General features: G+C 62.9%; 24 protein-coding genes and 1 pseudogene. 5 read left to right on the top strand and 20 right to left on the bottom strand.

What is annotated here, in order from left to right; genetic code table 11:
- The 11 genes from CK220_RS07505 to CK220_RS07555 all read right to left on the bottom strand — a co-directional run bounded on the left by CK220_RS07505 (nucleotide 1) and on the right by CK220_RS07555 (nucleotide 11,593).
- Nucleotides 1–867: a sugar ABC transporter permease gene (locus tag CK220_RS07505; RefSeq protein ID WP_095810924.1), complete on the bottom strand. Its 867-nt coding sequence runs from the start codon at nucleotides 865–867 to the stop codon at nucleotides 1–3.
- Nucleotides 868–1,935, bottom strand: coding sequence for an ABC transporter ATP-binding protein (locus tag CK220_RS07510; protein ID WP_095810925.1), 1,068 nt, complete (start codon nucleotides 1,933–1,935; stop codon nucleotides 868–870).
- A 10-nt stretch (nucleotides 1,936–1,945) separates the two neighbouring features.
- Entirely contained in the window at nucleotides 1,946–3,025 is a 1,080-nt protein-coding gene (locus tag CK220_RS07515; RefSeq protein WP_095810926.1) for an ABC transporter ATP-binding protein, read from the bottom strand.
- A 39-nt stretch (nucleotides 3,026–3,064) separates the two neighbouring features.
- Nucleotides 3,065–4,591, bottom strand: coding sequence for a glycerol-3-phosphate dehydrogenase (glpD, locus tag CK220_RS07520; RefSeq protein WP_095810927.1), 1,527 nt, complete (start codon nucleotides 4,589–4,591; stop codon nucleotides 3,065–3,067).
- 126 nt (nucleotides 4,592–4,717) lie between these two features.
- Nucleotides 4,718–5,485: a DeoR/GlpR family DNA-binding transcription regulator gene (locus CK220_RS07525; protein ID WP_095811164.1), complete on the bottom strand. Its 768-nt coding sequence runs from the start codon at nucleotides 5,483–5,485 to the stop codon at nucleotides 4,718–4,720.
- A 112-nt stretch (nucleotides 5,486–5,597) separates the two neighbouring features.
- Nucleotides 5,598–7,025 carry a pyridoxal-dependent decarboxylase gene (locus CK220_RS07530; RefSeq protein WP_095810928.1) on the bottom strand — a complete coding sequence of 476 codons (1,428 nt, stop codon included), beginning with the start codon at nucleotides 7,023–7,025 and terminating at the stop codon, nucleotides 5,598–5,600.
- A gap of 100 nt (nucleotides 7,026–7,125) precedes the next feature.
- Nucleotides 7,126–7,857 carry a peptidase gene (locus tag CK220_RS07535; protein WP_066992517.1) on the bottom strand — a complete coding sequence of 244 codons (732 nt, stop codon included), beginning with the start codon at nucleotides 7,855–7,857 and terminating at the stop codon, nucleotides 7,126–7,128.
- A 30-nt stretch (nucleotides 7,858–7,887) separates the two neighbouring features.
- A complete protein-coding gene (locus tag CK220_RS07540) occupies nucleotides 7,888–8,682 on the bottom strand; it encodes a transglutaminase family protein (protein WP_095810929.1) in 795 nt (264 codons plus the stop codon).
- Between the two features lie 20 nt (nucleotides 8,683–8,702).
- Nucleotides 8,703–9,644 (bottom strand): alpha-E domain-containing protein, encoded by a 942-nt coding sequence (locus tag CK220_RS07545; protein ID WP_095810930.1) that lies wholly within the window; start codon nucleotides 9,642–9,644, stop codon nucleotides 8,703–8,705.
- Between the two features lie 132 nt (nucleotides 9,645–9,776).
- Nucleotides 9,777–11,189, bottom strand: a complete 1,413-nt coding sequence (locus CK220_RS07550; RefSeq protein WP_176479020.1) for a circularly permuted type 2 ATP-grasp protein — start codon at nucleotides 11,187–11,189, stop codon at nucleotides 9,777–9,779.
- Nucleotides 11,190–11,356: 167 nt separating this feature from the next.
- Nucleotides 11,357–11,593 carry an Lrp/AsnC ligand binding domain-containing protein gene (locus tag CK220_RS07555; protein WP_066992504.1) on the bottom strand — a complete coding sequence of 79 codons (237 nt, stop codon included), beginning with the start codon at nucleotides 11,591–11,593 and terminating at the stop codon, nucleotides 11,357–11,359.
- A 284-nt stretch (nucleotides 11,594–11,877) separates the two neighbouring features.
- Between CK220_RS07555 and CK220_RS07560 the strand changes: the two genes are divergently transcribed.
- Entirely contained in the window at nucleotides 11,878–12,297 is a 420-nt protein-coding gene (locus CK220_RS07560; protein WP_095810932.1) for a DUF4864 domain-containing protein, read from the top strand.
- Between the two features lie 7 nt (nucleotides 12,298–12,304).
- Here the strand turns inward: CK220_RS07560 and tgt are convergent, their stop codons facing one another.
- The 7 genes from tgt to coaD all read right to left on the bottom strand — a co-directional run bounded on the left by tgt (nucleotide 12,305) and on the right by coaD (nucleotide 16,944).
- Nucleotides 12,305–13,435 carry a tRNA guanosine(34) transglycosylase Tgt gene (gene tgt, locus CK220_RS07565; RefSeq protein ID WP_095810933.1) on the bottom strand — a complete coding sequence of 377 codons (1,131 nt, stop codon included), beginning with the start codon at nucleotides 13,433–13,435 and terminating at the stop codon, nucleotides 12,305–12,307.
- Nucleotides 13,428–13,697: a hypothetical protein gene (locus CK220_RS07570; protein ID WP_095810934.1), complete on the bottom strand. Its 270-nt coding sequence runs from the start codon at nucleotides 13,695–13,697 to the stop codon at nucleotides 13,428–13,430. Before CK220_RS07570 ends, tgt begins: the two co-directional genes overlap by 8 nt.
- The gene (queA, locus tag CK220_RS07575; RefSeq protein ID WP_095810935.1) at nucleotides 13,690–14,775 is read right to left on the bottom strand and encodes a tRNA preQ1(34) S-adenosylmethionine ribosyltransferase-isomerase QueA; all 1,086 of its coding nucleotides are present in this window, start codon (nucleotides 14,773–14,775) and stop codon (nucleotides 13,690–13,692) included. The genes CK220_RS07570 and queA overlap by 8 nt, the downstream gene beginning before the upstream one ends.
- A complete protein-coding gene (locus tag CK220_RS07580) occupies nucleotides 14,775–15,224 on the bottom strand; it encodes a DMT family transporter (protein ID WP_095780558.1) in 450 nt (149 codons plus the stop codon). Before CK220_RS07580 ends, queA begins: the two co-directional genes overlap by 1 nt.
- A gap of 11 nt (nucleotides 15,225–15,235) precedes the next feature.
- Nucleotides 15,236–15,748 (bottom strand): peptidylprolyl isomerase, encoded by a 513-nt coding sequence (locus CK220_RS07585; RefSeq protein ID WP_095810936.1) that lies wholly within the window; start codon nucleotides 15,746–15,748, stop codon nucleotides 15,236–15,238.
- 30 nt (nucleotides 15,749–15,778) lie between these two features.
- Nucleotides 15,779–16,276 (bottom strand): peptidylprolyl isomerase, encoded by a 498-nt coding sequence (locus tag CK220_RS07590; RefSeq protein WP_245429051.1) that lies wholly within the window; start codon nucleotides 16,274–16,276, stop codon nucleotides 15,779–15,781.
- Between the two features lie 167 nt (nucleotides 16,277–16,443).
- Complete coding sequence (coaD, locus tag CK220_RS07595; RefSeq protein ID WP_095810938.1) at nucleotides 16,444–16,944, bottom strand: pantetheine-phosphate adenylyltransferase; 501 nt, start codon at nucleotides 16,942–16,944, stop codon at nucleotides 16,444–16,446.
- Nucleotides 16,945–17,135: 191 nt separating this feature from the next.
- Between coaD and CK220_RS07600 the strand changes: the two genes are divergently transcribed.
- On the top strand, nucleotides 17,136–17,288 hold the full coding sequence (locus tag CK220_RS07600; RefSeq protein WP_095810939.1) for a hypothetical protein: 153 nt from the start codon (nucleotides 17,136–17,138) through the stop codon (nucleotides 17,286–17,288).
- 50 nt (nucleotides 17,289–17,338) lie between these two features.
- Here the strand turns inward: CK220_RS07600 and gyrA are convergent, their stop codons facing one another.
- A complete protein-coding gene (gene gyrA / locus CK220_RS07605; protein ID WP_095810940.1) occupies nucleotides 17,339–20,134 on the bottom strand; it encodes a DNA gyrase subunit A in 2,796 nt (931 codons plus the stop codon).
- A gap of 178 nt (nucleotides 20,135–20,312) precedes the next feature.
- Nucleotides 20,313–21,149, bottom strand: coding sequence for an AraC family transcriptional regulator (locus CK220_RS07610; protein ID WP_095810941.1), 837 nt, complete (start codon nucleotides 21,147–21,149; stop codon nucleotides 20,313–20,315).
- 85 nt (nucleotides 21,150–21,234) lie between these two features.
- Here CK220_RS07610 and CK220_RS07615 point away from each other — a divergent pair.
- From CK220_RS07615 to CK220_RS07625, 3 genes and pseudogenes are all read left to right on the top strand, one after another.
- A pseudogene (locus tag CK220_RS07615) lies at nucleotides 21,235–21,751 on the top strand (hypothetical protein); the annotation flags it as partial.
- A 48-nt stretch (nucleotides 21,752–21,799) separates the two neighbouring features.
- The gene (locus tag CK220_RS07620; protein ID WP_095811165.1) at nucleotides 21,800–22,177 is read left to right on the top strand and encodes a VOC family protein; all 378 of its coding nucleotides are present in this window, start codon (nucleotides 21,800–21,802) and stop codon (nucleotides 22,175–22,177) included.
- Between the two features lie 92 nt (nucleotides 22,178–22,269).
- Nucleotides 22,270–22,899 carry a MarC family protein gene (locus CK220_RS07625; protein WP_066992466.1) on the top strand — a complete coding sequence of 210 codons (630 nt, stop codon included), beginning with the start codon at nucleotides 22,270–22,272 and terminating at the stop codon, nucleotides 22,897–22,899.
- Nucleotides 22,900–22,905 lie beyond the last annotated feature (6 nt).

Genomic DNA, 22,905 nt, shown 5'->3' on the forward strand with positions numbered 1-22,905 from the left:
TCAGCGCTCCGCGTCGTAGTTGGTCATCACGGTGTAGAACACCCACGACAACAACAGGATGATCAGGAAATAGACCAGCGACATGGCCGCCGCCGGACCGAGGTCGAACTGACCGAGCGCCATCTTGACGAGGTCGATCGACAGGAAGGTGGTCGAATTGCCGGGACCGCCGCCGGTGACGACGAAGGGCTCGGTATAGATCATAAAGGAGTCCATGAAGCGCAGCAGCACCGCGATCAGCAGCACGCGCTGCATCTTCGGCAGCTGGATGTAGCGGAACACCGCCCAGCGCGAGGCGCCGTCGATCTTGGCCGCCTGGTAGAAGGCGTCAGGGATCGAAACCAGACCGGCATAACAGAGCAGCACGACCAGGCTCGTCCAATGCCAGACGTCCATGATGATGACGGTGACCCACGCGTCGATCGGATCCTGAACATAGTTGTAGTCGACGCCGAACGCGTTGACGTAGTAGCCGAGCAGGCCGATGTCGTTGCGGCCGAAGACCTGCCAGATCGTGCCCACGACGTTCCATGGGATGAGCAGCGGCAGTGCCATCAGCACCAGGCAGACCGGCACGCCCCAGCCCTTCTTCGGCATGTTGAGGGCGATGAAGATGCCGAGAGGCACCTCGATCGCCAGGATGATGAAGGAGAAGATCAGGTTGCGCACCATCGCTTCCCAGAAGCGGTCGGAGGCGAGCAACTCCTCGAACCACTCGGTGCCGGCCCAGAAGAAGACGTTGTTGCCGAACGTGTCCTGCACCGAATAGTTGACGACCGTCATCAGCGGGATGACGGCCGAGAACGCCACCAGCACCAGCACCGGCAGGACAAGGAACCAGGCTTTGTTGTTCCAGGTCTTTTCCATCTACGCCCCCATCTCGACGCGCCATGAATCGGCATAGATGTTGATGCCGGCCGGATCGAAGCGGACCCTCGGTTCGGTCGGCACCTCATCGTCCTCGCCGATGACGGCGGCGATCTCTTTGCCCTCGAGATTGGCGCGAACCACCTTATGCCGGCCAACATCCTCGACCTTGCTGACCGAAACCGCCATCCCTTCGCGGCCGAGCCGGACATATTCGGGACGGATGCCGAGCTCGACGGGACCGGCTTCGGCCTTGGGTGCGCCCGGCAGTTCGATGCGCTGCGAGCCGAGCATCGCCGTCCTGCCTTCGAGCGCAACCGGAAGCACATTCATGCCCGGCGAACCGATGAAATAGCCGACGAAGGTGTGGCGCGGCCGTTCGAACAGCTCGGCCGGCGTGCCGATCTGCACGATCTCGCCGTCATACATGACCACGACGCGGTCGGCGAAAGTCAGTGCTTCGGTCTGGTCGTGCGTGACATAGACCATGGTGTAGCCGAAGCGGCGATGCAGCTGCTTGAGCTGCGAACGCAGCACCCATTTCATATGCGGATCGATGACGGTGAGCGGCTCGTCGAACAGGATGGCGTTGACGTCCGAGCGCACCAGGCCTCGACCGAGCGAGATCTTCTGTTTCTGGTCGGCAGTCAGCCGGCGCGCCTTCCGGTTCGCCATCGAGGCGAGATCGATCATGTCGAGCGTCTCGCGCACCTTGCGGTCGACATCGGCCTCAGGCACGCGGCGGTTGCGCAGCGGAAAGGCCAGATTGTCGTACACGGTCATGGTGTCGTAGATGACCGGGAATTGGAACACCTGGGCGATATTGCGCTCTTGCGTCGATAGATTGGTCACGTTCCGGCCGTTGAACAGAAGCTGGCCGTGCGAGGGATGGAGCAGCCCCGAAATGATGTTGAGCAAGGTGGTCTTGCCGCAGCCGGACGGCCCGAGCAGCGCATAGGCGCCGCCGTCCTCGAATGTGTGATGCACTTCCTTCAGCGCGAAATCCGAATCCTTCTTTGGATTGGGCAGGTAGGAGTGGCGGATGTGGTTGACGTCGATGCGTGCCATCGCTTCCTCCTCAGGCCGCCAGCTTTGACGCCGTCACCGCGCGGCCGTTCTGGTCGAAGACCATGATGTGGCGCGGGTCGATGAACACCTCGACCTCGTCGTCGGTCTCGAAATCGAGGATGCCGTGCGCGAGCATCACCCAGCGCGCGTCGGCGAAGTCGAGATGGACGAAGCTTTCCGAGCCGGTGATCTCGGTGATGGTGACCTTGGCCCGCACCGGCACGGCGCCGGCGTTGGGACGCTCCAGCGACAAATGGTGCGGCTGGAAGCCGATCGTGTAGCTGGCGTCCGGAATGCCGAGCAGTTCTGGTGGCACCGGGAGCTTGACCCCGCCTTCGAGAAGGAAATCCGATCCCTTCTTGGCGAGCACAATGGTGTTGAGCGGCGGGTCGGCGAAGGTCCGCGCCGTCACCAGGTCGACCGGCTTGCGGAACACCTCGACGGTCGGGCCGAATTGCGTGAGGCGGCCTTCCGAAAGTGTTGCCGTGTTGCCGCCGAGCAAAAGCGCCTCGTGCGGCTCGGTCGTGGCATAGACGAAGATCGTGCCCGCGGCGGCGAAAATCTTCGGCAATTCGGCGCGCAATTCCTCGCGCAGCTTGTAGTCGAGATTGGCGAGCGGCTCGTCGAGCAGCACCAGGCTGGCGTTCTTGACGATGGCGCGGGCAAGCGCCGTGCGCTGCTGCTGGCCGCCCGACAGGCTCAGCGGCGTGCGGTCGAGATAGGGCGTGAGCTTGAGAAGTGCGGCAGCGTTGCGCACCTCCTTGTCGATCCTGCCCTGTTCCACGCCGGCAACCCGAAGCGGCGAGGCGATGTTCTCGTACACCGTCATCGCCGGGTAATTGATGAACTGCTGATAGACCATGGCGACGTTGCGCTTCTGCACCGGCTGTCCAGTGACGTCCTTGCCGTCGAACCAGATCGAGCCGGAAGTTGGCGCGTCGAGCCCGGCCATCAGCCGCATCAGGCTGGTCTTGCCGGAAAGCGTCGGCCCGAGCAGGACATTCAGCGAGCCGTGCTGAAGCGTCAGCGACACGTCGCGGATATGCTCCTGTGCGCCGACCGTCTTCGTCACGTTTCTCAGTTCCAGCATCACGCCTCCTCCCAGGCCTTGCGCATCAGCAGTCGATCCTCATTCCGCCGCGGCGACATGGCGACTGCTCAAGCCACGCATGAATTCTTCCAATGCCGTCGTCTGCTCGCGGCTGAAATGCAGGCCGCGTTTGGTCCTGCGCCACAGCACGTCCTCGGCGGTGATCGCCCACTCGTTCTCGACCAGGTAGCGCACCTCGGCTTCGTATAGGTCGGCACCGAAATTGCGGCCGAGATCGGCATTCGACTTGGCGAGACCAAGCAGCTTCTCCGCACGGGTGCCGTAAAGCCGGGTGAATCTGCGTGCCAGCCGTTGGTCGAGGAACGGATAGGTTTTTTTGAGCCTCGATACCTGCGCGTCGAAGCCGGTCGCCGGAAAATCGCCGCCGGGCAGCGGCGCGTTGGCGGTCCATGGCTTGCCGCGCCTGCCGAGAAAGCCTTCGATCTTCTCCAGCATCGATTCCGCCAGCCGGCGGAACGTGGTGATCTTGCCGCCGAAGGCGTTGAGCAAGGGGGCAGCACCCTCCCCGCCATCGGCTTTCAGCACATAGTCGCGCGTCGCCTCCTGCGCCTTCGAGGCGCCGTCGTCATAAAGCGGGCGCACCGCCGAATAGGTCCAGACGATGTCCGAACGTTTGACGGGATGGGCGAAATATTCGCTCGCGGCGGCGCAAAGATAGTCGATCTCGGCATCGCTGATCTTTACCTCATGCGGATCGCCCGGAAAATCGCGGTCGGTGGTGCCGATCAGCGTGAACTCTTCCTCGTAAGGAATGGCGAAGATGATGCGGCCGTCCTTGTTCTGAAAGAAGTAGGCGCGCGGATCGTCGAACTTCTTGCCGATGACGATGTGGCTGCCCTGCACCAGCCGGACATTGTGAACATCGTTCTGGCCGACCGTTTTTGCCAGCACCTGATCCACCCAGGGCCCGGCAGCGTTAACGAGAAGACGGGCGCGGACTTCCTCAGTCTCGCCGGTCAACACATTCTGGATCTTGATCGTCCACAGCGCGCTCTCGCGGCGCGCGCTGACCACCTTGGTGCGAGTGCGGATGACGGCGCCGCGGTCGGCCGCATCGCGGGCGTTGAGCGCCACCAGGCGGGCATCGTTGACCCAGCCGTCCGAATATTCGAACGCCTTGCGGAACAGCGGCTTCAGCGGCTTGCCGGCCGGATCGGTGGCCATGTCCAGCGTCTTGGTCGCCGGCAGCAGCTTGCGCCCACCGATATGGTCGTAAAGGAAAAGGCCGAGCCGGATCAGCCAGGCCGGACGCAGGCCCTTGGCGTAGGGCAGCACGAAGCGCATCGGCCAGATGATATGCGGCGCGTTCTTCCACAGAACCTCGCGCTCCATCAGCGCTTCGCGCACCAGGCGGAATTCGTAGAATTCGAGATAGCGCAACCCGCCGTGGATCAGCTTGGTCGAGCCGGAGGAAGTCCCGCTGGCGAGATCGTTCATCTCGGCGAGGTATACCGAAAATCCGCGGCCAACGGCGTCGCGGGCGATGCCGCAGCCATTGATGCCGCCGCCTATGACAAAAATGTCATGGATCGGAGATGCGTCCACAGGGTTCCTCCACGATTTCGCATTGCACCATTTTTGTGTTTCGCGAAACCGTGGCGGGATTATTTCGAACTCGATCCGAATGTCAAACGAAATATCACAGAAGCGTGAGATGTCCGTGAGGAGCCTCTATGCGAGCGCTGTCTCTATCAAACGGACTTCCGTTTCCTCGCAAATCCGGCGCACCGAAGGGATGTCGCAACGGTCGGTGATGAAGGTGTTAACCTGCGACAGATGACCGATGCGAACCGGCGCCGTGCGCTCGAATTTCGTCCGGTCGGAGACGAGAATGACATGACGCGCATTGGCGATGATGGCCTGCGCCACTTTCACTTCGCGAAAATCGAAGTCGAGCAGCGCGCCGTCATGGTCGATGGCCGAGGCGCCGATGACGGCGTAGTCGACTTTGAACTGGCGAATGAAATCGACCGCAGCCTCACCGACGACGCCGCCATCGGAGCCGCGCACAACGCCACCGGCGATCACCACCTCGATCGAAGGATAGATACGCATCCTATTGGCAACGTTGATGTTATTGGTAATGACCATCAACCCGTTGTGGTCGAGAAGCGCCTTCGAGACAGCTTCCGTCGTGGTGCCTATATTGATGAACAGCGAGGCGTTGTCGGGAATGAGCTTGGCCGCGGCGCGGCCGATCGCTTCCTTCTCATCGGCAGCGATTTTGCGCCGCGCCTCATATTCCATGTTCTCGATGCCGGACGGAAACAGAGCGCCACCATGGATGCGCGTCAGCAGCCGCTGATCACAGAGGTCGTTGAGGTCCTTGCGGATGGTCTGCGGCGTCACGCTGAAATATGTCGCCAGGTCGTCGACCAGCACCCGGCCGTTGTCCTTCGCCATCTGGATGATCTCGGCGTGGCGTGGCGAAAGAAACAATCCGCTATCCTCCATTTTCGTTTTTTCCGTCTATATAGGAAAACGAAAGTGATGGAAAGGGACAAGCCGGCTAACGAAATTCACCTGATCGCAAAGGCAAACCGGTCCGCAATCAAGTTGCCGCCGCAGGGGTAAGCCGGCGCGCGACCTCTGTGACGACATCGAAGGCCGCGTCAATATCGGCGGCCGTGGTCTCGAACTGCCCCGCCTGAAAGCGGATCGCCACCCGCCCGTCGACGCGCGTCTGCGTCAGATAGATGCGTCCGTCCGTGTTGATGGCATCGACGAGACGCAGATTGTGCTCGTCCGGATCGGCACCCGGAGGAGCGCGATGGCGGAACGAGAACAGCGACAGCATCGGCTGGGTGACGAGCTCGAAATCCGCTTCCCCGGCCAGGCGGGAGGCAAGGCCTTCGCTCCAGCCGACATGGTTTCGGATCATCGCGCGCAACCCTTCCATCCCGTGAGCGCGCAGCAGGAACCAGAGCTTCAGCGCACGGAAGCGGCGGCCGAGCGGCACCGACCACTCCGAATAGTTGATGATGCCGTCATGACCTCTGGTCTTGAGATAGTCCGGCTTGATGGCCAGCGTGCGCACAAGGTCTTCCGGTCGGCGGACGAACTGGATCGAGCAGTCGAATTGCGCGCCCAACCATTTGTGCGGATTGAAGACGATGGAATCGGCGCTCTCGACACCCGCCCAGAAATGCCGGTACTCCGGGCAGATCATCGCCGACCCGGCCCAGGCCGCATCGACGTGCAGGTATAGGCCCTGCCGCTTCGCCACGGCCGCTACCGCTGCGATGTCGTCGGTGCCGCCGGTGCTGGTGCCGCCGACACAGGCGATGATGCCTGCCGGCAGCAGACCGGCCTCGCGATCGGCGATAATTGCCGCCTCGAGGGCCGACGTATCCATCGCGCGAAAACGACCCGTTACCGGGATGCGCACGAGATTTTCCTCGCCGACGCCCGAAACCCAGATCGCTCGGTCGATCGACGTGTGGACCTGATCGGAGGAATAGACCCGCAGCTTCGCCTGCCCCGCGAGACCTTGTCTGTTTCCCTGCCAGTCAAGCGCCCGCTCTCGCATGGTGAGCACAGCGGCAAGCGTCGCCGACGAAGCCGAATCCTGAATGACACCGGAGAATCCTTCGGGCAGGCCCAGCGCCTGGCGCATCCAGTCGACGATACGCGTCTCGAGTTCTGTCGCCGCCGGCGAGGTCTGCCACAGCATGCACTGCGCGGCCATCGCCGAGACGAGATACTCGGCCACCACCGAGACCGGCGCCGCGTTTGCCGGGAAATAGGCGAAGAAGCGCGGATGCTGCCAATGCGTCATCCCGGGCACGATCTTCGTTTCGAAATCGGCGAAGATCTTTTCCATCGGCTCGGCTGTCTCGGGCGGCGACTCTTCGATGCTCCTGAATATGTCGCCGGGCGCAACCGCCGGCCGCACCGGACGATCGCGCAGGCTGGCCCGGTAGTCCACGCCCCAATCGGCGGCTCGCCTCGACCAATCGCGGAATTCTTTCTTGTCCATGTATCCTCTCAGCGGCCGCCGGAGCCTGATCGGCCCGCTACTTCGATTTTTGATTAACATGTTAAATATAATAAGGCAACCGCTTCATGGGCGGACACCCCTAGCCGGGAAAATCCGGCAGGCTGGCGAAGGCCGCCTTTAGCGCGTTGGACCAGCCATCCGAGATGGTGCGGTAATACTGGTCGTCATGGCCGATCCGCTTTTTCAGGCCGACCTTGAAAGCGTCCAGTTCCAGGAAGAGCAGGTCGAGCGGCAGGCCGACCGACAGATTCGACTTCAGCGTCGAATCGAAGGACACCAAAAGCAGCTTCACCGTCTCGGCCAGGCTCATCGTACGGTCATAGGCACGGATGATGATCGGCTTGCCGTATTTGGTCTCCCCGATCTGGAAAAATGGCGTGTCGTCGGTCGACTCGATGAAATTGCCCTCGGGATAGATCATGAACAGCCGGGGTTGGCTGCCCTTGATCTGGCCGCCGAGAATAAAGGAAGCGTTGAAATAGGAATCCGCCTGATCGCCGGCGGGCGAAGAATGCGCGATCACCTCCTTCACCGTTTCGCCGACCAGCCGGACCGTCTGGTACATTGACGGGGTCTCGAGCAGCTTCTCGTGACGGTCGCCGGCCGCCTTGTTGCGCTCGTCCAGCAGGCTCACCACGGCTTGCGTCGTGGCAAGGTTGCCGGCAGACATCAGCACGATGACGCGCTCGCCAGGCTCTTCCCAGACATGCATTTTCCTGAAGGTCGAAATCGAATCCATGCCGGCATTGGTGCGCGTGTCCGACATGAACACGAGTCCACGATCGATCTTGAGGCCGACGCAATAGGTCATGGTCGCTCTTCTGGTGAATCTTGGCAGAGACTACTGCTCTACGGTGACGGTGACGGCAAGCTTCTCTTCCACCTGCCCCAGCAGTATTCCCGACACAGGCGAGGCATCGCGATAGTCGCGACCCGTCGCCACTCTTACATAGCGTTCGTCGGGAGAGATACCGTTGGCGGGATCAAAGGCAACCCACCCTAGGCCCGGCACATGCGCTTCGGCCCAGGCATGGCTTGCCGCCTGCTCGACCGAGGCATCCATCATCAGGTAGCCGCTGACATAGCGCGAGGGAAAGCCCATCACGCGCGCCACGGCGGTGAAGATGTGGCTGTGGTCCTGGCAGACACCGGCCTTGAGCGTCAGCGCTTCTTCCGCCGGCGTCACGGCGCTGGTCGTGCCGGGCTTATAGGCGACGCGCTCCCGGATCGCGACCATCAGCTTGTGCAGCCTGTCGATATCCGTCCCCTCGCCGACCGACGCGGCCAGGTCGCGGATGCCGTCGCCGACGGTCGTAAGCGGCGTTTGCTGGCTGAACAGCCAGAGCGGCGCGAAACCGTGATGCGCACCGGACACACCGGCAGTGTCGCGCGTCGTCACCTCGCCCGCCGCCTCGACTATGATGGTGTGCTGGCCGCCCTCGGCGCTCACCAGCCGCGTGTCATTGCCGAAATGGTCCGTAAAGCGAACTTCCTCTCGCGCGCCGTCGATCTTGATCGCCCAGGACGCCACCGTCTGTGTCGATCCGCTAACGGGCAGCAGGCGCAGCCGCTGCAGCAGGTATTGCACCGGTGCGTCGTAGCGGTACTCGGTCCGGTGTGTGATCTTGAGCCGCATGGCGCCTGTCTCTCCAGCGCTCAGTAGAACCGGTAGTCCAGGGCGATCTCATCCCCCAGCCTGGTGTTGTCACGAATGAATTCCGCCAGGAACTCATGCAGGCCGTGGTCGAAAATATCCTTGATCGACCCCTTCTTCAGCATCGTCTGAATCTTCTCGGCGGTGGCGTGGCAGGCATGGCGCTCGCCATAGTCGTCGGCGAGGAATCTGAGATGCTCGCCGAGGAAGCGATAGCAGAAGGTGAGCGAGCGCGGCATGCGGACGTTCAGGATCAGATAGTCGGCGATGTTGGTCGGCTTGTAGTCCGCGTCATACACCCAGCGATAGGAGCGGTGCGCCGACACCGAGCGCAGGATCGATTCCCATTGATAGTTGTCGAGGGTCGAGCCCACCCAGGAGATCGACGGCAAAAGCACGTAATATTTCACGTCGAGGATGCGGGCCGTGTTATCGGCGCGCTCCACATAGGTGCCGAGTTGCGAGAAGTCGAAGATCTCGTTGCGCAGCATGGTGCCGTAGAATGAGCCGCGGATCAGCGCCGTCTCGCGCTTGATCGCATCGAGCATCGTCGGCAGGTCGCGCTCGTCGATCGGCCTTGCCAGCATCCGCTTCAGCGACATCCAGGCCTCGTTGATGCTCTCCCAGGTCTCGCGCGTCAGCGCCGTGCGCACCATGCGCGCATTGTTGCGCGCGGTCTCGATCGAGGACATCGTGCTCGACGGGTTCGAAGTGTCGCGCAGCAGGAAATCCGAGACGTTTGCGACAGTGTAGTCCTGGTATTTCTGCGAGAAGGCCAGGTCGGAGCCGGCGCTGAGCAGCACCGAGTTCCATTCCTCCGATGCGTTCTGCGTGCGCGTCAGCGCCATACGCAGGCCGGCATCGACCAGGCGCGCCATGTTTTCGGCCCGCTCTATATAGCGGTTCATCCAGTAGAGACCGTTGGCGGTGCGGCCGAGAAGCATGGGGCGCGGCCTAGTGAGTGGTGAATGGTGAATGGTGAATAGTGAATCGAACTCTGTACCGCCTCATCATCGCTGCCCCCTTCCAGCCGAACATCTGACCATTCACCATTTTACCATTCACCATTCACCGCACTAATCATCCAACACCCACGTATCCTTCGTCCCACCGCCCTGCGACGAGTTGACGACCAGCGACCCCTCCTTGAGCGCGACGCGCGTCAGGCCGCCCGGGACGATCTGGATACGATCCGAAACCAGCACGTAAGGCCTGAGATCGACATGGCGCGGTGCCAGCCCGTTCTCGGTCAGGATTGGGCATGTCGACAGCGCGAGCGTCGGCTGGGCGATGTAGTTGCCGGGTTTCGCCTGCAGCTTCTTGGCGAACGCCTCGCATTCCTTCTTGGTCGCCGCAGGTCCGACCAGCATGCCGTAGCCGCCGGAGCCGTGCACTTCCTTGATGACAAGCTCGCCGATGTGCTCAAGCACATATTTCAGGCTGTTGGGCTCTGAGCAGCGCCATGTCGGGATGTTACCGAGGATCGCCTTGCGGCCGGTGTAGAACTCGACGATCTCCGGCATGTAGGAATAGATCGCCTTGTCGTCGGCAATGCCGGTGCCCGGCGCATTCGCGATGGTGATGTTGCCGGCCCGATAGACATCCATGATGCCCGGCACGCCGAGCGCGGAATCCGGCCGGAAGGTCAGCGGATCGAGGAAGGCGTCGTCAACGCGTCGGTAAAGCACGTCGATCTGCTTGTAGCCTTCGGTGGTGCGCATCGTGACATGGCCGTCGACCACGCGCAGATCCTGTCCTTCGACCAGTTGCACCCCCATCTGGTCGGCGAGGAAAGCATGCTCGAAATAAGCGGAGTTGTAGCTGCCCGGCGTCAGCACCGCGATGGTCGGCGCGCCCTTTGCGCCCTGCGGCCGCACCGCCGCCAGAGACTGGCGCAGCAGCTGCGGGTAATTCTCGACCGGCCGCACCTTGATCTGCTGGAACAGCTCCGGGAAGAGCTGCATCATCGTCTCGCGGTTCTCCAGCATATAGGAGACGCCCGACGGCGTGCGGGCATTGTCTTCCAGCACGTAGAATTCGTTCTCGCCGATACGCACGATGTCGACGCCGATGATATGGGTGTAGACGCCGGCCGGCGGTCTCACACCGATCATCTCTGGCAGGAACGCTTCGTTCTTCGCCACCAGTTCCTTGGGAACGCGCCCGGCGCGCAGGATTTCCTGGCGATGATAGATATCGTCGAGAAACGCGTTGAGCGCCTGCACGCGCTGCTCGATGCCCTGCGTCAGCCGGCGCCATTCCTGGCCGGAAATGATGCGCGGGACGATGTCGAAGGGGATCAGCCGTTCGGAAGCTTCCTGCTCGCCATAGACGGCGAATGTAATGCCGGTCTTGCGGAAGACGCGTTCGGCGTCCTCCATTTTCTGGGTGAGCCTGGCCGGGTCCTGTTCCTTCAGCCAGCGATCGTAAGCCTGGTATGGTCTTCTCAATCCGGACACTTCCGGAAGCATTTCGTCAAACGCTGCCAATCGCGTACTCCCCTCTGAAGCCATTTCACTGGCCCGGCTGGAGAAAATCAAGCGCAATCGGTGATTTGGACGGCGCTGCCGGCCGCTCTATGCAAATTGCCTAAGATTAGGGCAGCGGGAGCGATGCTGGGTCAGATCCTGCTCGGCGACCGGGCATCAACGGCAAATCAGAACGCCCGGAAAGTGACGATGGTGAAGGTGTCCTTGATTCCGGGCAGGATCTGCACCCGTTCATTGATGAAGTGGCCGATGTCTTCCTCGTCGTCGACATAGAATTTTGCGAGCAGGTCGTAATTGCCGGCGGTCGAGTAGATTTCGGAGGCGATCTCGGCATCGGCGAGCGCGCTGGCGACCTCGTAGGCTTTGCCCAGATCGCACTTTATCTGCACGAAAAATGCCTTCATTGCCCGGTCCTGCCAGTCTTCGCGAATGAGCGGCCCTTGTGGCAGACTGGCGACGGGCTTTCAAGCATCAGGCTGAACGCGCCTTGGCGACCGCTTGCCGCAACTCCGCGAACGGCATGCCACACCGGCCCGGGGACGCCACCAATGACAGCTCGGGAACGCCTTAGGTCAGAGGTCCTAGCGGAGACATCCGTGCGGGCAAGAATCTGCGAAACGGTGAAACCACGGCACACCGGCCATCGTATGTTAGATTGTTTATCCACGCGAATTTCTGGAGACAGGCCATGCGCCGCGTGTTGTTCGCACTCGCTCTCGTACCGATGGTTCTCGCATCCATCGCCTTCGCCGGCGACGTCCAGATCAAAGCGGCGCAAACAGTCATCGACAGCCAGCTCAAGGCCTTTCTCGCCGATGACGGCGCCACCGCCTACAGCTTCGCCGCGCCGAACGTGAAGCGGATCTTCCCAACCGTCGACACCTTCATGAATATGGTGACCAACGGCTATGCGCCTGTACGCAGGCCGCAGAGCTATTCCTTCGGCAAGGTGGAGCAGACCGGGCCGGCCTCGATCATCCAGCAGGTGCTGATCGTCGGGCCCGACGGCAAGGACTATGAGGCGGTCTACACGCTTGAACAGCAGCCCGACGGCAGCTTTAAGATCACCGGCTGCAGCCTGCGCGCCTCGACTTCGGTCAGCACCTAAAAACCGCTCACAGCGCCGGCAAATCGCCCCTCGCCCAGCCTTCCGAAATCTCGGCAGCGCGCGTCTCGAAAGCATTCGCCTCGATCGCGGCCCGGATGTCCTGCATCAGCTTCTGGTAGTAGGCCAGGTTGTTCCAGGTGAGCAGCATTGCGCCAAGCGACTCCTGCGAGCGTACGAGATGATGCAGATAGGCGCGCGAGTAGTCGCGCGCCGCGGGGCAGTCGCTTTCCTCGTCCAGCGGACGCGGATCGTCGGCATGGCGGGCGTTACGCAGGTTGATCTTGCCGCGGCGCGTATAGGCGAGACCATGGCGGCCGGCGCGCGTCGGCATCACGCAGTCGAACATGTCGATGCCGCGCGCCACGGATTTCAAGATGTCGTCCGGGGTGCCGACACCCATCAGGTAGCGCGGCCTGTCGGCCGGCAGTTCCGGGCAGGTTATGTCCAGCATCTCCAGCATCACCGCCTGCGGCTCGCCGACCGCCAGCCCACCGACGGCATAGCCTTTGAGGTCCATCGCCGCCAACGCCTGCGCCGAACGCACGCGCATCACAGCACTGTCGCCGCCCTGCACGATGCCGAACATCGCCTTGCCCGGCTGATCGCCGAACGCCGTCTTGCAGCGTTCGGCCCAGCGCAGCGACAGTTCCATGGCGCGCTCGATTTCCTTCGGCTTGGCGGGGAGCGCCGTACACTCGTCGAGCTGCATCTGGATGTCGGAATCGAGCAGCCCCTGGATTTCGATCGACCGCTCCGGCGACATCTCGTAGCGCGCACCGTCGATATGCGAGCGGAAGGTGACGCCCTTTTCGCTGAGCTTCCTCAGCTTCGACAGCGACATCACCTGGAAGCCGCCGCTATCAGTCAGGATCGGGTGCGGCCAGCGCGCGAATTCATGCAGGCCGCCGAGCTTCGCCACGCGTTCGGCCCCTGGCCTGAGCATCAAATGATAGGTGTTGCCGAGGATGATGTCGGCGCCGACGCCCCGCACCTGGTCCATATACATGGCTTTGACCGTGCCCCCGGTGCCGACCGGCATGAAGGCCGGCGTGCGGATCTCGCCGCGCGGCATGCTGATGAGGCCGCGCCGCGCCTTGCCGTCGATGGCAAGCAGCTTGAAGGAGAAAGTCTCAGCCATCGAATTCCTTGTCGTGCACCGGGGCGCCGGGCGCCTGCTCGTCGAGCGACTGCCGGTAGCGGATGCAGCCGCGCATGAATTTCGGCCACGGCGGCACGGCGATCGCCGGCTCCATCTTCTCCGGCAGCAGGTCCCAGAGGTCCGGGTGATGCCAGCAGAGGTCATGGCCGCTCGCATCGCGATGCGCGCGGATACCGGTTCGCAGCTTCGTCACTTCCGCGATGAGCGCCTCGCGGTCCATCTGCTCGAGGTCATCATCCATTGCTCGTCTCCGCTCGGAAAAGCAGGCTGGAATCTCCGTAGGAGTAGAATCTGTAGCGGCTCGCGATGGCATGCGCATAGGCCGAACGCATCGCCTCCAGCCCGCTGAAGGCCGAGACCAGCATGAACAGCGTCGAGCGCGGCAGATGGAAATTGGTCATCAACATGTCGGCCGTCCGGAAGCGGTAGCCGGGCGTGATGAAGATATCGGTCGGCCCGGACCAGGCCTCGATCCTGCCGTCTTCACGCGCAGCACTTTCCAGAAGGCGCAGCGAGGTCGTGCCGACGGCGACAATCCGCCCTCCCCGCGCCTTTGCAGCGTTGAGCGCATCTGCCGTCTCTTGGCTCACGAAACCCGTTTCCGCATGCATCTTATGGTCGGCGGTATCGTCGGCCTTAACTGGCAGAAAAGTGCCGGCACCGACATGCAGCGTGACGAAGCGGCGCTCGATTCCCTTGGCTTCGAGCGCTGCAAACAGCTCCGACGTGAAATGCAGGCCGGCGGTGGGGGCCGCGACCGCGCCCTCTTCCCTGGCATAGATGGTCTGGTAGTCGCTGCGGTCGCGCTCGTCATCGTCTCGCTTCGAGGCGATGTAGGGCGGCAATGGAATGTGACCTACGGCGTGCATTGCCTCGTCAAGAAAGACCCCCGAGAGGTCGAAGCCGAGCAACACCTCGCCCGCCTCGCCCTTCTTGATCACTGTCGCATCGAGCCGGCCGAGGAAGCAGGAATTCTGGTCGTGGCCGAAATGGATGCGGTCGCCAACAGCGATGCGCTTGCCTGGCCGCATGAAGGCCTGCCAGCGGTCAGGCCTGACCCGCATATGCAGCGTGGCCTCGACCTGCGCCACCGCCTCGCCGCGTTTGCGAACGCCTTTCAGTTGTGCCGGAATGACCTTAGTGTCGTTGAACACCAGCACGTCGCCTTCTCTGAGCAGCGACGGCAGATCCCTGACGGTGCGGTCGTGCAGCGTTTCGCCTGGTTTGACCACCAGCAGCTTGGCGCTGTCCCGCGGCTCCGCGGGGCGCAGCGCGATGCGCGCCTCCGGCAGGTCGAAGTCGAACAGATCGACGCGCATCAGTATAGCCGGATGAGCAGCGCTCCAACGAGCAGCAACACGGCGCCGGCCACGCGACCAAGCGAGACCTCGCGCACGGCAACACCAAGGAAGCCGGCACGGTCGACCAGCATGCCGGCGATCAGCTGGCCGGCGACCAGAAAGGCCATGAGCGCTGCCGCGCCGATGCGCGGCGTGAGAATGGTGGAGAGCGTCACATAGAAGCCGCCGAGCATGCCGCCGGCGACGAACAGCCAGGGTGCCGGCGCCTTCCAGTCGAGCGAGAGGCCCTGCAGCTTCACCACGGCGACCGCGATGATGCCGAGAACGACGGCGCCGGACAGGAACGAAAAAGCGGCGGCCGCGACCGGAAGGCCGAGGCCGCGCGCCAATTGCGAGTTGATCGGCGCCTGGATGGCGATGAAGGCGCCCGAAAGGATGCCGAGCAGGGACCAGACTGCGCCCATCATCATTCTATGCCTTACTTGACGTCGGCCGCGACCTTCAGCGACACGATCTTGTCGGGATCCTGCACCGGCTCGCCGCGCTTGATTTTGTCGACATTCTCCATGCCTTCGATGACCTGGCCCCAGACCGTGTATTGGCGGTTGAGGAAGGAGGCATCGTCGAAGCAGATGAAGAACTGCGAGTTCGCCGAGTTCGGATTCTGCGCCCGCGCCATCGAGCAGGTGCCGCGGCCGTGATTGGCGTTGGAGAATTCGGCCTTGAGGTCCGGCTTGTCGGAGCCGCCCATGCCGGCGCGCGACGGAGCGAAGGTCGGCTTCGAGGAGTTGCCGAACTTGACGTCGCCGGTCTGCGCCATGAAGCCGTCGATGACACGGTGGAACACGACGCCGTCATAGGCGGCCTCGCGCGCCAGTTCCTTGATGCGCGCGACATGGCCGGGCGCAAGGTCCGGATACATTTCGATGACGACCTCGCCCTTGGTCGTTTCCATGATGAGCGCGTTCTCGCGGTCCTTGATCTCAGCCATGTCAGAAAATCCTTTTGAAAATCGAGTGAGTTACTTGCTGTCGGCAGCGATGCGGACCTTGATCATGCGGTCCGGGTCGGTGACCGTGCCGTTGTCCGCCTCGTCGCCCTTCTTGATCTTGTCCACCAGATCCATGCCGCTCTCCACCTTGCCGACAATGGTGTACTGCCCGTCGAGGTTCGGCGCCGGCGCGAACATGATGAAGAACTGGGAATTGGCCGAGTTCGGGTCCTGCGAGCGGGCCATGCCGACCACGCCGCGGGTGAATTGCTCGGTCTGCGAGAACTCGGCAGGCAGATCGGGAAGGTCGGATCCGCCGGTGCCGACGGCTTCGGGATTAAAGCCCTTCTTCATGTTGCCGAACTTGACGTCGCCGGTCTGGGCCATGAAGCCGTCGATGACGCGGTGGAAGGCGACATTGTCATAGGCGCCCTCGCGCACCAGCTTCTTGATCTGCGCCACATGCTTCGGCGCCAGATCGGGACGTAGCGCGACGGTCACGTCGCCGTTCTTCAGCGTGATGATCATGGTGTTTTCCTTGTCCGCGGCCAGGGCCGGCAAGGACGCCGCCAGAACGCCGGCAAGCACGACAAGGAACGAAGCGAGCTTTTTCAGCTTCATGAGGTTCTCCGAAAGTCTTTGTTTGGGTGCATGTCGTTGCCCCAAAACCGCGATCCACTTTTGGGCGACATGCACTATTTCGCGAATTTGGCAGTAAGGGCGCCTGCAACGGCCGCCGGCACGAACGGGCGGATATCGCCGCCCATTGACGCAATCTGGCGGACAAGTGTGGCGGTAATGGTGCGCACAGACGGGCTGGCCGGCAGGAAAACCGTCTGCAGCTCTGGCGCCATGGTCTCGTTCATGCCCGCCATCTGCATCTCATAATCGAGATCGGTGCCGTCGCGCAGGCCACGGATGATGATCGAGGCGCCATGCTTCCTGGCGGCGTCGATGACCAGCCCATCGAACGAGACGACCTTGATGCGGTCGCTGTCGCGGCCGAATTCCGCCTTGGTCGCGGCCACGATCAGCTTCACGCGTTCCTCAAAGGAAAACAGCGGCGTCTTGCCGGGATGAATGCCGATTGCAGCGTAGACGGTGTCGGCCACGGCAAGCGAAGCCTTCAACACGTCGAGGTGACCATTGGTCAGCGGGTCGAAGGAGCCGGCGTAAAGGGCGGTGCGTTCGGTCATGGCAGGCTTCTAGCGAGCCTCTCCGACAAAGGCAAATCCCATTGCTGCGCCGATCGTGAACCTTTTCACGGACGTGAACGACAGACGAATGCGACAATCACGAACACTTCACGCAGCGTTCACCAGCTTGCCGCTTCAGCAGATGAAACCAAAGCACCATCTTACCGTTGTAAGCGCAGGAGAACACGCAAATGCTGATCTACATGCTTGCCACTGCAATGACCATCGTGATGCTGATCGCCACCGCATTCGGATTGCACCAGGAAGCGGCGCGGGTGCGCGTCAAGACCAACACCAAGCGGCTCGATAGCTTCGTAGGTCGCAACCTTTACCATCGCCGCTGATTTCCAGCCATGATCGCACCGGCCTGAGGGCCGGTGGCGCGTTGTAAGGCTTATTCGGGATTGTCCTCGCCCGGATCTTCTGCGGTGCCAGCTTCATCCGACGGCGCTTCCTCGGTTTCCTCGTCCGACTGCGGCTCCGAAATCCGCTCGACCGAGACCACCTTCTCACCTTCGGCCGTGTTGAAGATCGTCACGCCCTTGGTGGCGCGGCTGGCGAAGCGGATGCCATCGACGGGCACGCGGATGACGGTGCCGCCGTCCGATACCAGCATGATCTGATCGTCATTGCCGACCGGGAAGGTCGCGACCAGCCGGCCGATCTCCGCCACTTTCGAGACATCGGTGGCGCGGATGCCTTTGCCGCCACGTCCCGTCAGGCGGAAATCATAGGACGACGAACGCTTGCCGTAGCCGTATTCGGTCACCGTCAGCACAAGCTGCTCGTGCATCTTGAGGAATTCGTAGCGCTCCTCGGAAAGCTCGGCTTCCTCGCCGATCTCCTCATTGGTCAGCGCGACCTCTTCTTCCTCGGCCGCACCGCCGGCGGCAAGCCGACGCTCGGATGCCGCACGCTTGAGATAGGCCGCGCGCTCGGCCGGTGAAGCATCGACATGCTCGATCACCGACATCGAGATCACGCGGTCGGTTTCGGCCATGGCGATGCCGCGCACGCCGACTGAGTTGCGGCTCTGGAAGACGCGCACATCGGAGACCGAGAAGCGGATGCACTGGCCGGAATTCGCCGTCAGCAGCACGTCGTCATTGTCGGTGCAGGTCTCGACGCCGAGGATCTCGTCGCCCTCTTCCTCCAGCTTCATGGCGATCTTGCCGTTGCGGTTGACCTGGACGAAGTCGGACAGCTTGTTGCGCCGCACGGTCCCGCGGGTGGTGGCGAACATCACGTCGAGCTCGCCCCAGCTCGTCTCGTCTTCCGGCAGCGGCATGATGGTGGTGATGCGCTCGCCCTGCTCGAGCGGCAGCATGTTGATCAGCGCCTTGCCGCGCGACTGCGGGTTGCCGACCGGCAGGCGCCAGACCTTTTCCTTGTAGACGATGCCGCGCGAGGAGAAGAACAGCACCGGCGTATGCGTGTTGGCGACGAATAGACGGGTGACGAAATCCTCTTCCTTGGTTGACATGCCGGAGCGGCCCTTGCCGCCGCGACGCTGCGCCCGGTAGAGGGACAGCGGCACGCGCTTGATGTAGCCGGAATGGCTGACCGTGACGACCATGTCCTCACGCTGGATCAGGTCCTCGTCTTCCATGTCCGCCCCGCCCTCGGCGAGCTCGGTGCGGCGCGGCGTGCCGAACTCGTCGCGGACGGCGACCAGCTCGTCCTTGACGATGTGCTGGATGCGCGCGCGAGAAGACAGGATGTCAAGATAGTCAACGATTTCGGCGCCGATCTTGTTCAATTCGTCGGCGATCTCGTCGCGGCCGAGCGCGGTCAGGCGCTGCAGGCGCAGGTCGAGGATGGCGCGCGCCTGCTCCTCGGAGAGATTGTAGGTGCCGTCCTCATTGATGCGGTGGCGCGGATCGTCGATCAGTTGGATCAGCGGAGCAACGTCGTGCGATGGCCAGCGCCGTTCCATCAACTGCTCGCGCGCCGTCTGCGGATCTGGCGCGGTGCGGATCAGCTTGATCACCTCGTCGATGTTGGCGACGGCGATGGCGAGACCGACCAGCACATGGGCGCGCTCGCGTGCCTTGCGCAGAAGATATTTCGTGCGCCGGCTGATCACCTCCTCGCGGAAGCCGACAAAGGCCTTCAGCATGTCGATCAGCGTCAACACTTCCGGCTTGCCGCCGTTCAGCGCCACCATATTGGCGCCGAAGGAGGTCTGCAGCGGCGTGAAGCGGTAAAGCTGGTTCAAAATGACGTCGGCGACGGCCTCGCGCTTGAGCTCGACGACGACACGGTAGCCCTGGCGGTCGCTCTCGTCGCGGATGTCGGAGATGCCCTCGATGCGCTTCTCGCGCACGAGTTCGGCCATCTTCTCGATCATCGCCGCTTTGTTCACCTGATAGGGAATCTCGGTGATGATGATCGATTCACGGTCGTTGCCGCGCGCCTCGATGTTGACGCGGCCGCGCATGACGATCGAGCCGCGGCCCGTCGAATAGGCATTGTAGATGCCGGAGCGGCCAAGCACGATGCCGCCGGTCGGGAAATCCGGACCGGGCACGATCTCCATCAGCGCAGGCAGGTCGATCGCCGGATTGTCGATGATCGCGATGGCGCCGTTGCAGACTTCGGCCAGATTGTGCGGCGGGATGTTGGTGGCCATGCCGACGGCGATGCCGCCCGAGCCGTTGACCAGCAGGTTCGGGAAGCGCGCCGGCAGCACCTTGGGCTCGGTGGCGGAGGCGTCGTAAGTGTCTTGGAAATCGACGGTTTCCTTGTCGATGTCCTCCAGCAGCTCATGCGCAACCTTGGTCAGCCGGGACTCGGTGTAGCGCATTGCCGCCGGCGGATCGCCGTCGATCGAACCGAAATTGCCTTGACCGTCGATCAGGGGGACGCGCAGCGACCAGTCCTGCGCCATGCGCACCAGCGCGTCATAGATCGAGGCGTCGCCATGCGGATGGTATTTACCCATCACGTCGGCGACCGGGCGCGCCGACTTCACATATTTGCGGTTCCAGTGGTAGCCGCTCTCATGCGAGGCATAGAGGATGCGGCGGTGCACCGGCTTCAGGCCGTCGCGCACGTCGGGCAGCGCCCGACTGACGATCACGCTCATGGCGTAATCGAGATAGGAGCGCTGCATCTCCTCGATGATGGAAATCGGCTCGATGCCGGTGGGGCCACCCTCCGGCCCGCGCGGTGTCTTCTGGTCGGTCAAATCAGGTCACAATCCAGTCGGGAATCACTGGCCGCTTATATAGGAAGCCGGGCTGAAACTCCAATGGCTGGGAGACTTTTTCAGAGACAATTTCGGTGGCAATTTCAAATGGATATCGCTGATTGCGACGATATGGCCAAGCCACACCTTCGCCCCAGGTCGACTCGAACGGCCTTGGCTATTGCCCGCGTCCGCTTGCCCGTTTGCAGCGATAGGCACGGGGCGCTTCTCCCATCTCGCGCCGGAACCGGCGGTTGAAGGTCGAAAGGTCGTTGAAGCCGGCATCGAAAGCAATTGTCGAGATCGCTTCGTTCGACGCACGCAGCCGCACCGCGGCCCGATGCAGCCTGGTCCTCAGCAGGAATTGATAGGGGGTCATGCCGGCGACATGACGGAAGGTGCGCAGGAAATGATACGGACTGGTCGCCGTGCCGTCGGCGAGCTCGGTCAACGATAGCGGGCGGTCGGCTTCGAGTTCGATCAAGCGCACCGCTTCGGCAACGCGTTTCTGGTCGCGAGGGCTGGGTGTCCGGGCAACATCGGACGTGTTGGCCGCAGCCCCGACCACCGCGCCGGCAATGCGCAGACCGAGTTCCTCGAACGCCTCGCCGTCGCCCGTTTGCTGCGCCGCCTCGGCTTGCGCCAGCAGCGGCGCCAGCACCGGCAAGGGCGGCAGGCGCGGGGCGGCAAAGCCGAGCCGGTTTGCGCCCGGCACATCGGCGACGACGCGCTCCATATAGGCCGGCGAAAAATGGAAGGAGAGGCAGCGGTCGCCGGCGCCCTGCTCGTGGCCGCACTCGTAGCAGGCGCCCGGATTGCCGAGCAGCATGGCGCCTGGAGCAAGCATCGCCGCGCCTTGGCGCGTCCGGTAGCGGAACGTGCCTCTGGTCACGGCGGCGACGCAGAAACCGCGATGCTGCTCCTCAAACGGGCGATCGCCGGCGCGAGCCGTGCAGATCACGTCGGATACCTGCCAGCCATGCCCTGAGGCCAGGTTTTTCTGGGTCGTCGCCATCGCCGAAAAATAGCAATTTCTCCCAAGCCCGGAACCCCGCCATGGCCCTATTGCTCGCCCTCTCCTGACAAACGAGGCAGCAACGATGACCGATCCCTTTACCGAAGCCCTGCACAGCGACGCTCCCAATCCGGATCTCGCCGAAAAGCTGAAACTCTATGGCCGTTTCATTGGCGCCTGGACCTTCGAGGCCTCGCGCACACTGGAGGACGGCACCAGGCTTACGGGGCGCGGCGAGGTGCATTTCGGCTGGGTTCTCGAAGGCAAGGCGGTCCAGGACGTCTGGATCCTGCCCGCGCGGGACACCGGGGTGCAAGCCTCTCTCGGGCCGTGGACCTTTTATGGCACGACGTTGCGCGTCTACGACCCCGGCGGGGAACGCCTGGCATATTTTCTGGAGCGACCCGCGCAACCAGTATTACAGCCGCCAACTCGGCCGCGCCGAAGGCGACACGATCGTGCAGATCGGCGCCGACGGCACCGGCCCCTCGGTGCGCTGGAGCTTTTCGCACATCACCAAGAACTCCTTCCGCTGGCTGGGCGAGCGTTCGCATGACGGCGGCAAAACCTGGCGCATCGAGGTCGAGTTCCTGGCGCGGCGTCTCGACTCCAGCCTGACCGATCAACCACCTGCAATTATGGAGAAAACGATGCTTGACCATATCTCGATCGGCGTCCGCGACAGCGACGCCTCGAAACGCTTCTACGACGCCGCTTTGCAGCCCCTCGGCTACTCCTGCCTCAGCCAGTCACCCGGCTCGCTCGGCTACGGCGCGAGAACGGTAGAGCTCTGGGTCAATGAGGCCGGCCGGCCGGTCCCGGCCGACGCGGACTCCGGCCTGCATTTCTGCTTTGCCGCACCGACACGCGCCGGCGTCGATGCCTTCCATGCGGCGGCTTTGCTTGAGGGTGGCAAGGACAATGGCCAGCCCGGCCTGCGCGCCGCCTATGGCGACAACTACTACGCCGCCTTCGTCATCGACCCGGACGGCTACCGGCTCGAGGCTTATTGTCGCAAAGCGGAATAGCCGGCTGATTTCCCTCCCGCCTGTTTTCAGCGCCCCGGCTTTGCTCTACGAATTGCAGGGCTTGGGCTTCGCCAGGCGGGAGGGGACCAGCGATGCCGAGCTTCGACACCCTGTTCAACGCCTTCGTCACCATCCTGGTGACCATCGATCCGCCCGGGCTGGCACCGCTCTTCCTCGCCGTCACGCGCGGCATGAACCGCGACGAGCGCCAGCAGGTCTCGGTGCGAGCTTCGGTGATCGGCTTTCTGGTGATGGCGCTGTTCGCCGTCGCCGGCGCCTCGATCCTGTCGGTGTTCGGCATCACGCTGCCGGCCTTCCGCGTCGCCGGCGGCTTCCTGCTTTTCTTCATCGCGTTCGAAATGGTGTTCGAGCGCCGTCAGGACCGCAAGGAGAAGATCGGCGACGTTGCCATCACCAAGGATATGATCCACAACATCGCCGCCTTCCCGCTGGCGATCCCGCTGATCGCCGGTCCCGGCGCCATATCGGCGACCGTGCTGCTGTCAGGACACTTCGAGGGCTTTGCCGCCCAAGCGGCGTTGGTCGGCATCATCGCGATCTGTCTTGTGCTCACCTTTCTGGTGTTCGTGCTGGCAGAGCGCATCGACCGCATCCTCGGCCAGACCGGCCGCTCGATCCTGACGAGGCTGCTCGGCGTCATCCTGGCGGCGCTTGCGGTGCAGTTCGTCGCCGACGGCGTCAGGGCGCTGATGGCCGCCTGAGCAGCA

The sequence above is a fragment of the Mesorhizobium sp. WSM3860 genome (genome assembly GCF_002294995.1).
In the GTDB taxonomy this organism is placed as follows: Bacteria; Pseudomonadota; Alphaproteobacteria; order Rhizobiales; family Rhizobiaceae; genus Mesorhizobium.

What these genes read in the sequence shown, in the direction of transcription:
- CK220_RS07505 (WP_095810924.1), bottom strand. Translation starts at nt 867, where the DNA reads ATGGAAAAGACCTGGAACAACAAAGCCTGGTTCCTTGTCCTGCCGGTG.
- CK220_RS07510 (WP_095810925.1), bottom strand. Translation starts at nt 1,935, where the DNA reads ATGGCACGCATCGACGTCAACCACATCCGCCACTCCTACCTGCCCAAT.
- CK220_RS07515 (WP_095810926.1), bottom strand. Translation starts at nt 3,025, where the DNA reads ATGCTGGAACTGAGAAACGTGACGAAGACGGTCGGCGCACAGGAGCAT.
- CK220_RS07530 (WP_095810928.1), bottom strand. Translation starts at nt 7,025, where the DNA reads ATGGACAAGAAAGAATTCCGCGATTGGTCGAGGCGAGCCGCCGATTGG.
- CK220_RS07535 (WP_066992517.1), bottom strand. Translation starts at nt 7,857, where the DNA reads ATGACCTATTGCGTCGGCCTCAAGATCGATCGTGGACTCGTGTTCATG.
- CK220_RS07540 (WP_095810929.1), bottom strand. Translation starts at nt 8,682, where the DNA reads ATGCGGCTCAAGATCACACACCGGACCGAGTACCGCTACGACGCACCG.
- CK220_RS07545 (WP_095810930.1), bottom strand. Translation starts at nt 9,644, where the DNA reads ATGCTTCTCGGCCGCACCGCCAACGGTCTCTACTGGATGAACCGCTAT.
- CK220_RS07555 (WP_066992504.1), bottom strand. Translation starts at nt 11,593, where the DNA reads ATGAAGGCATTTTTCGTGCAGATAAAGTGCGATCTGGGCAAAGCCTAC.
- CK220_RS07560 (WP_095810932.1), top strand. Translation starts at nt 11,878, where the DNA reads ATGCGCCGCGTGTTGTTCGCACTCGCTCTCGTACCGATGGTTCTCGCA.
- tgt (WP_095810933.1), bottom strand. Translation starts at nt 13,435, where the DNA reads ATGGCTGAGACTTTCTCCTTCAAGCTGCTTGCCATCGACGGCAAGGCG.
- CK220_RS07570 (WP_095810934.1), bottom strand. Translation starts at nt 13,697, where the DNA reads ATGGATGATGACCTCGAGCAGATGGACCGCGAGGCGCTCATCGCGGAA.
- queA (WP_095810935.1), bottom strand. Translation starts at nt 14,775, where the DNA reads ATGCGCGTCGATCTGTTCGACTTCGACCTGCCGGAGGCGCGCATCGCG.
- CK220_RS07580 (WP_095780558.1), bottom strand. Translation starts at nt 15,224, where the DNA reads ATGATGGGCGCAGTCTGGTCCCTGCTCGGCATCCTTTCGGGCGCCTTC.
- CK220_RS07585 (WP_095810936.1), bottom strand. Translation starts at nt 15,748, where the DNA reads ATGGCTGAGATCAAGGACCGCGAGAACGCGCTCATCATGGAAACGACC.
- CK220_RS07590 (WP_245429051.1), bottom strand. Translation starts at nt 16,276, where the DNA reads ATGATCATCACGCTGAAGAACGGCGACGTGACCGTCGCGCTACGTCCC.
- coaD (WP_095810938.1), bottom strand. Translation starts at nt 16,944, where the DNA reads ATGACCGAACGCACCGCCCTTTACGCCGGCTCCTTCGACCCGCTGACC.
- CK220_RS07600 (WP_095810939.1), top strand. Translation starts at nt 17,136, where the DNA reads ATGCTGATCTACATGCTTGCCACTGCAATGACCATCGTGATGCTGATC.
- CK220_RS07610 (WP_095810941.1), bottom strand. Translation starts at nt 21,149, where the DNA reads ATGGCGACGACCCAGAAAAACCTGGCCTCAGGGCATGGCTGGCAGGTA.
- CK220_RS07620 (WP_095811165.1), top strand. Translation starts at nt 21,800, where the DNA reads ATGCTTGACCATATCTCGATCGGCGTCCGCGACAGCGACGCCTCGAAA.
- CK220_RS07625 (WP_066992466.1), top strand. Translation starts at nt 22,270, where the DNA reads ATGCCGAGCTTCGACACCCTGTTCAACGCCTTCGTCACCATCCTGGTG.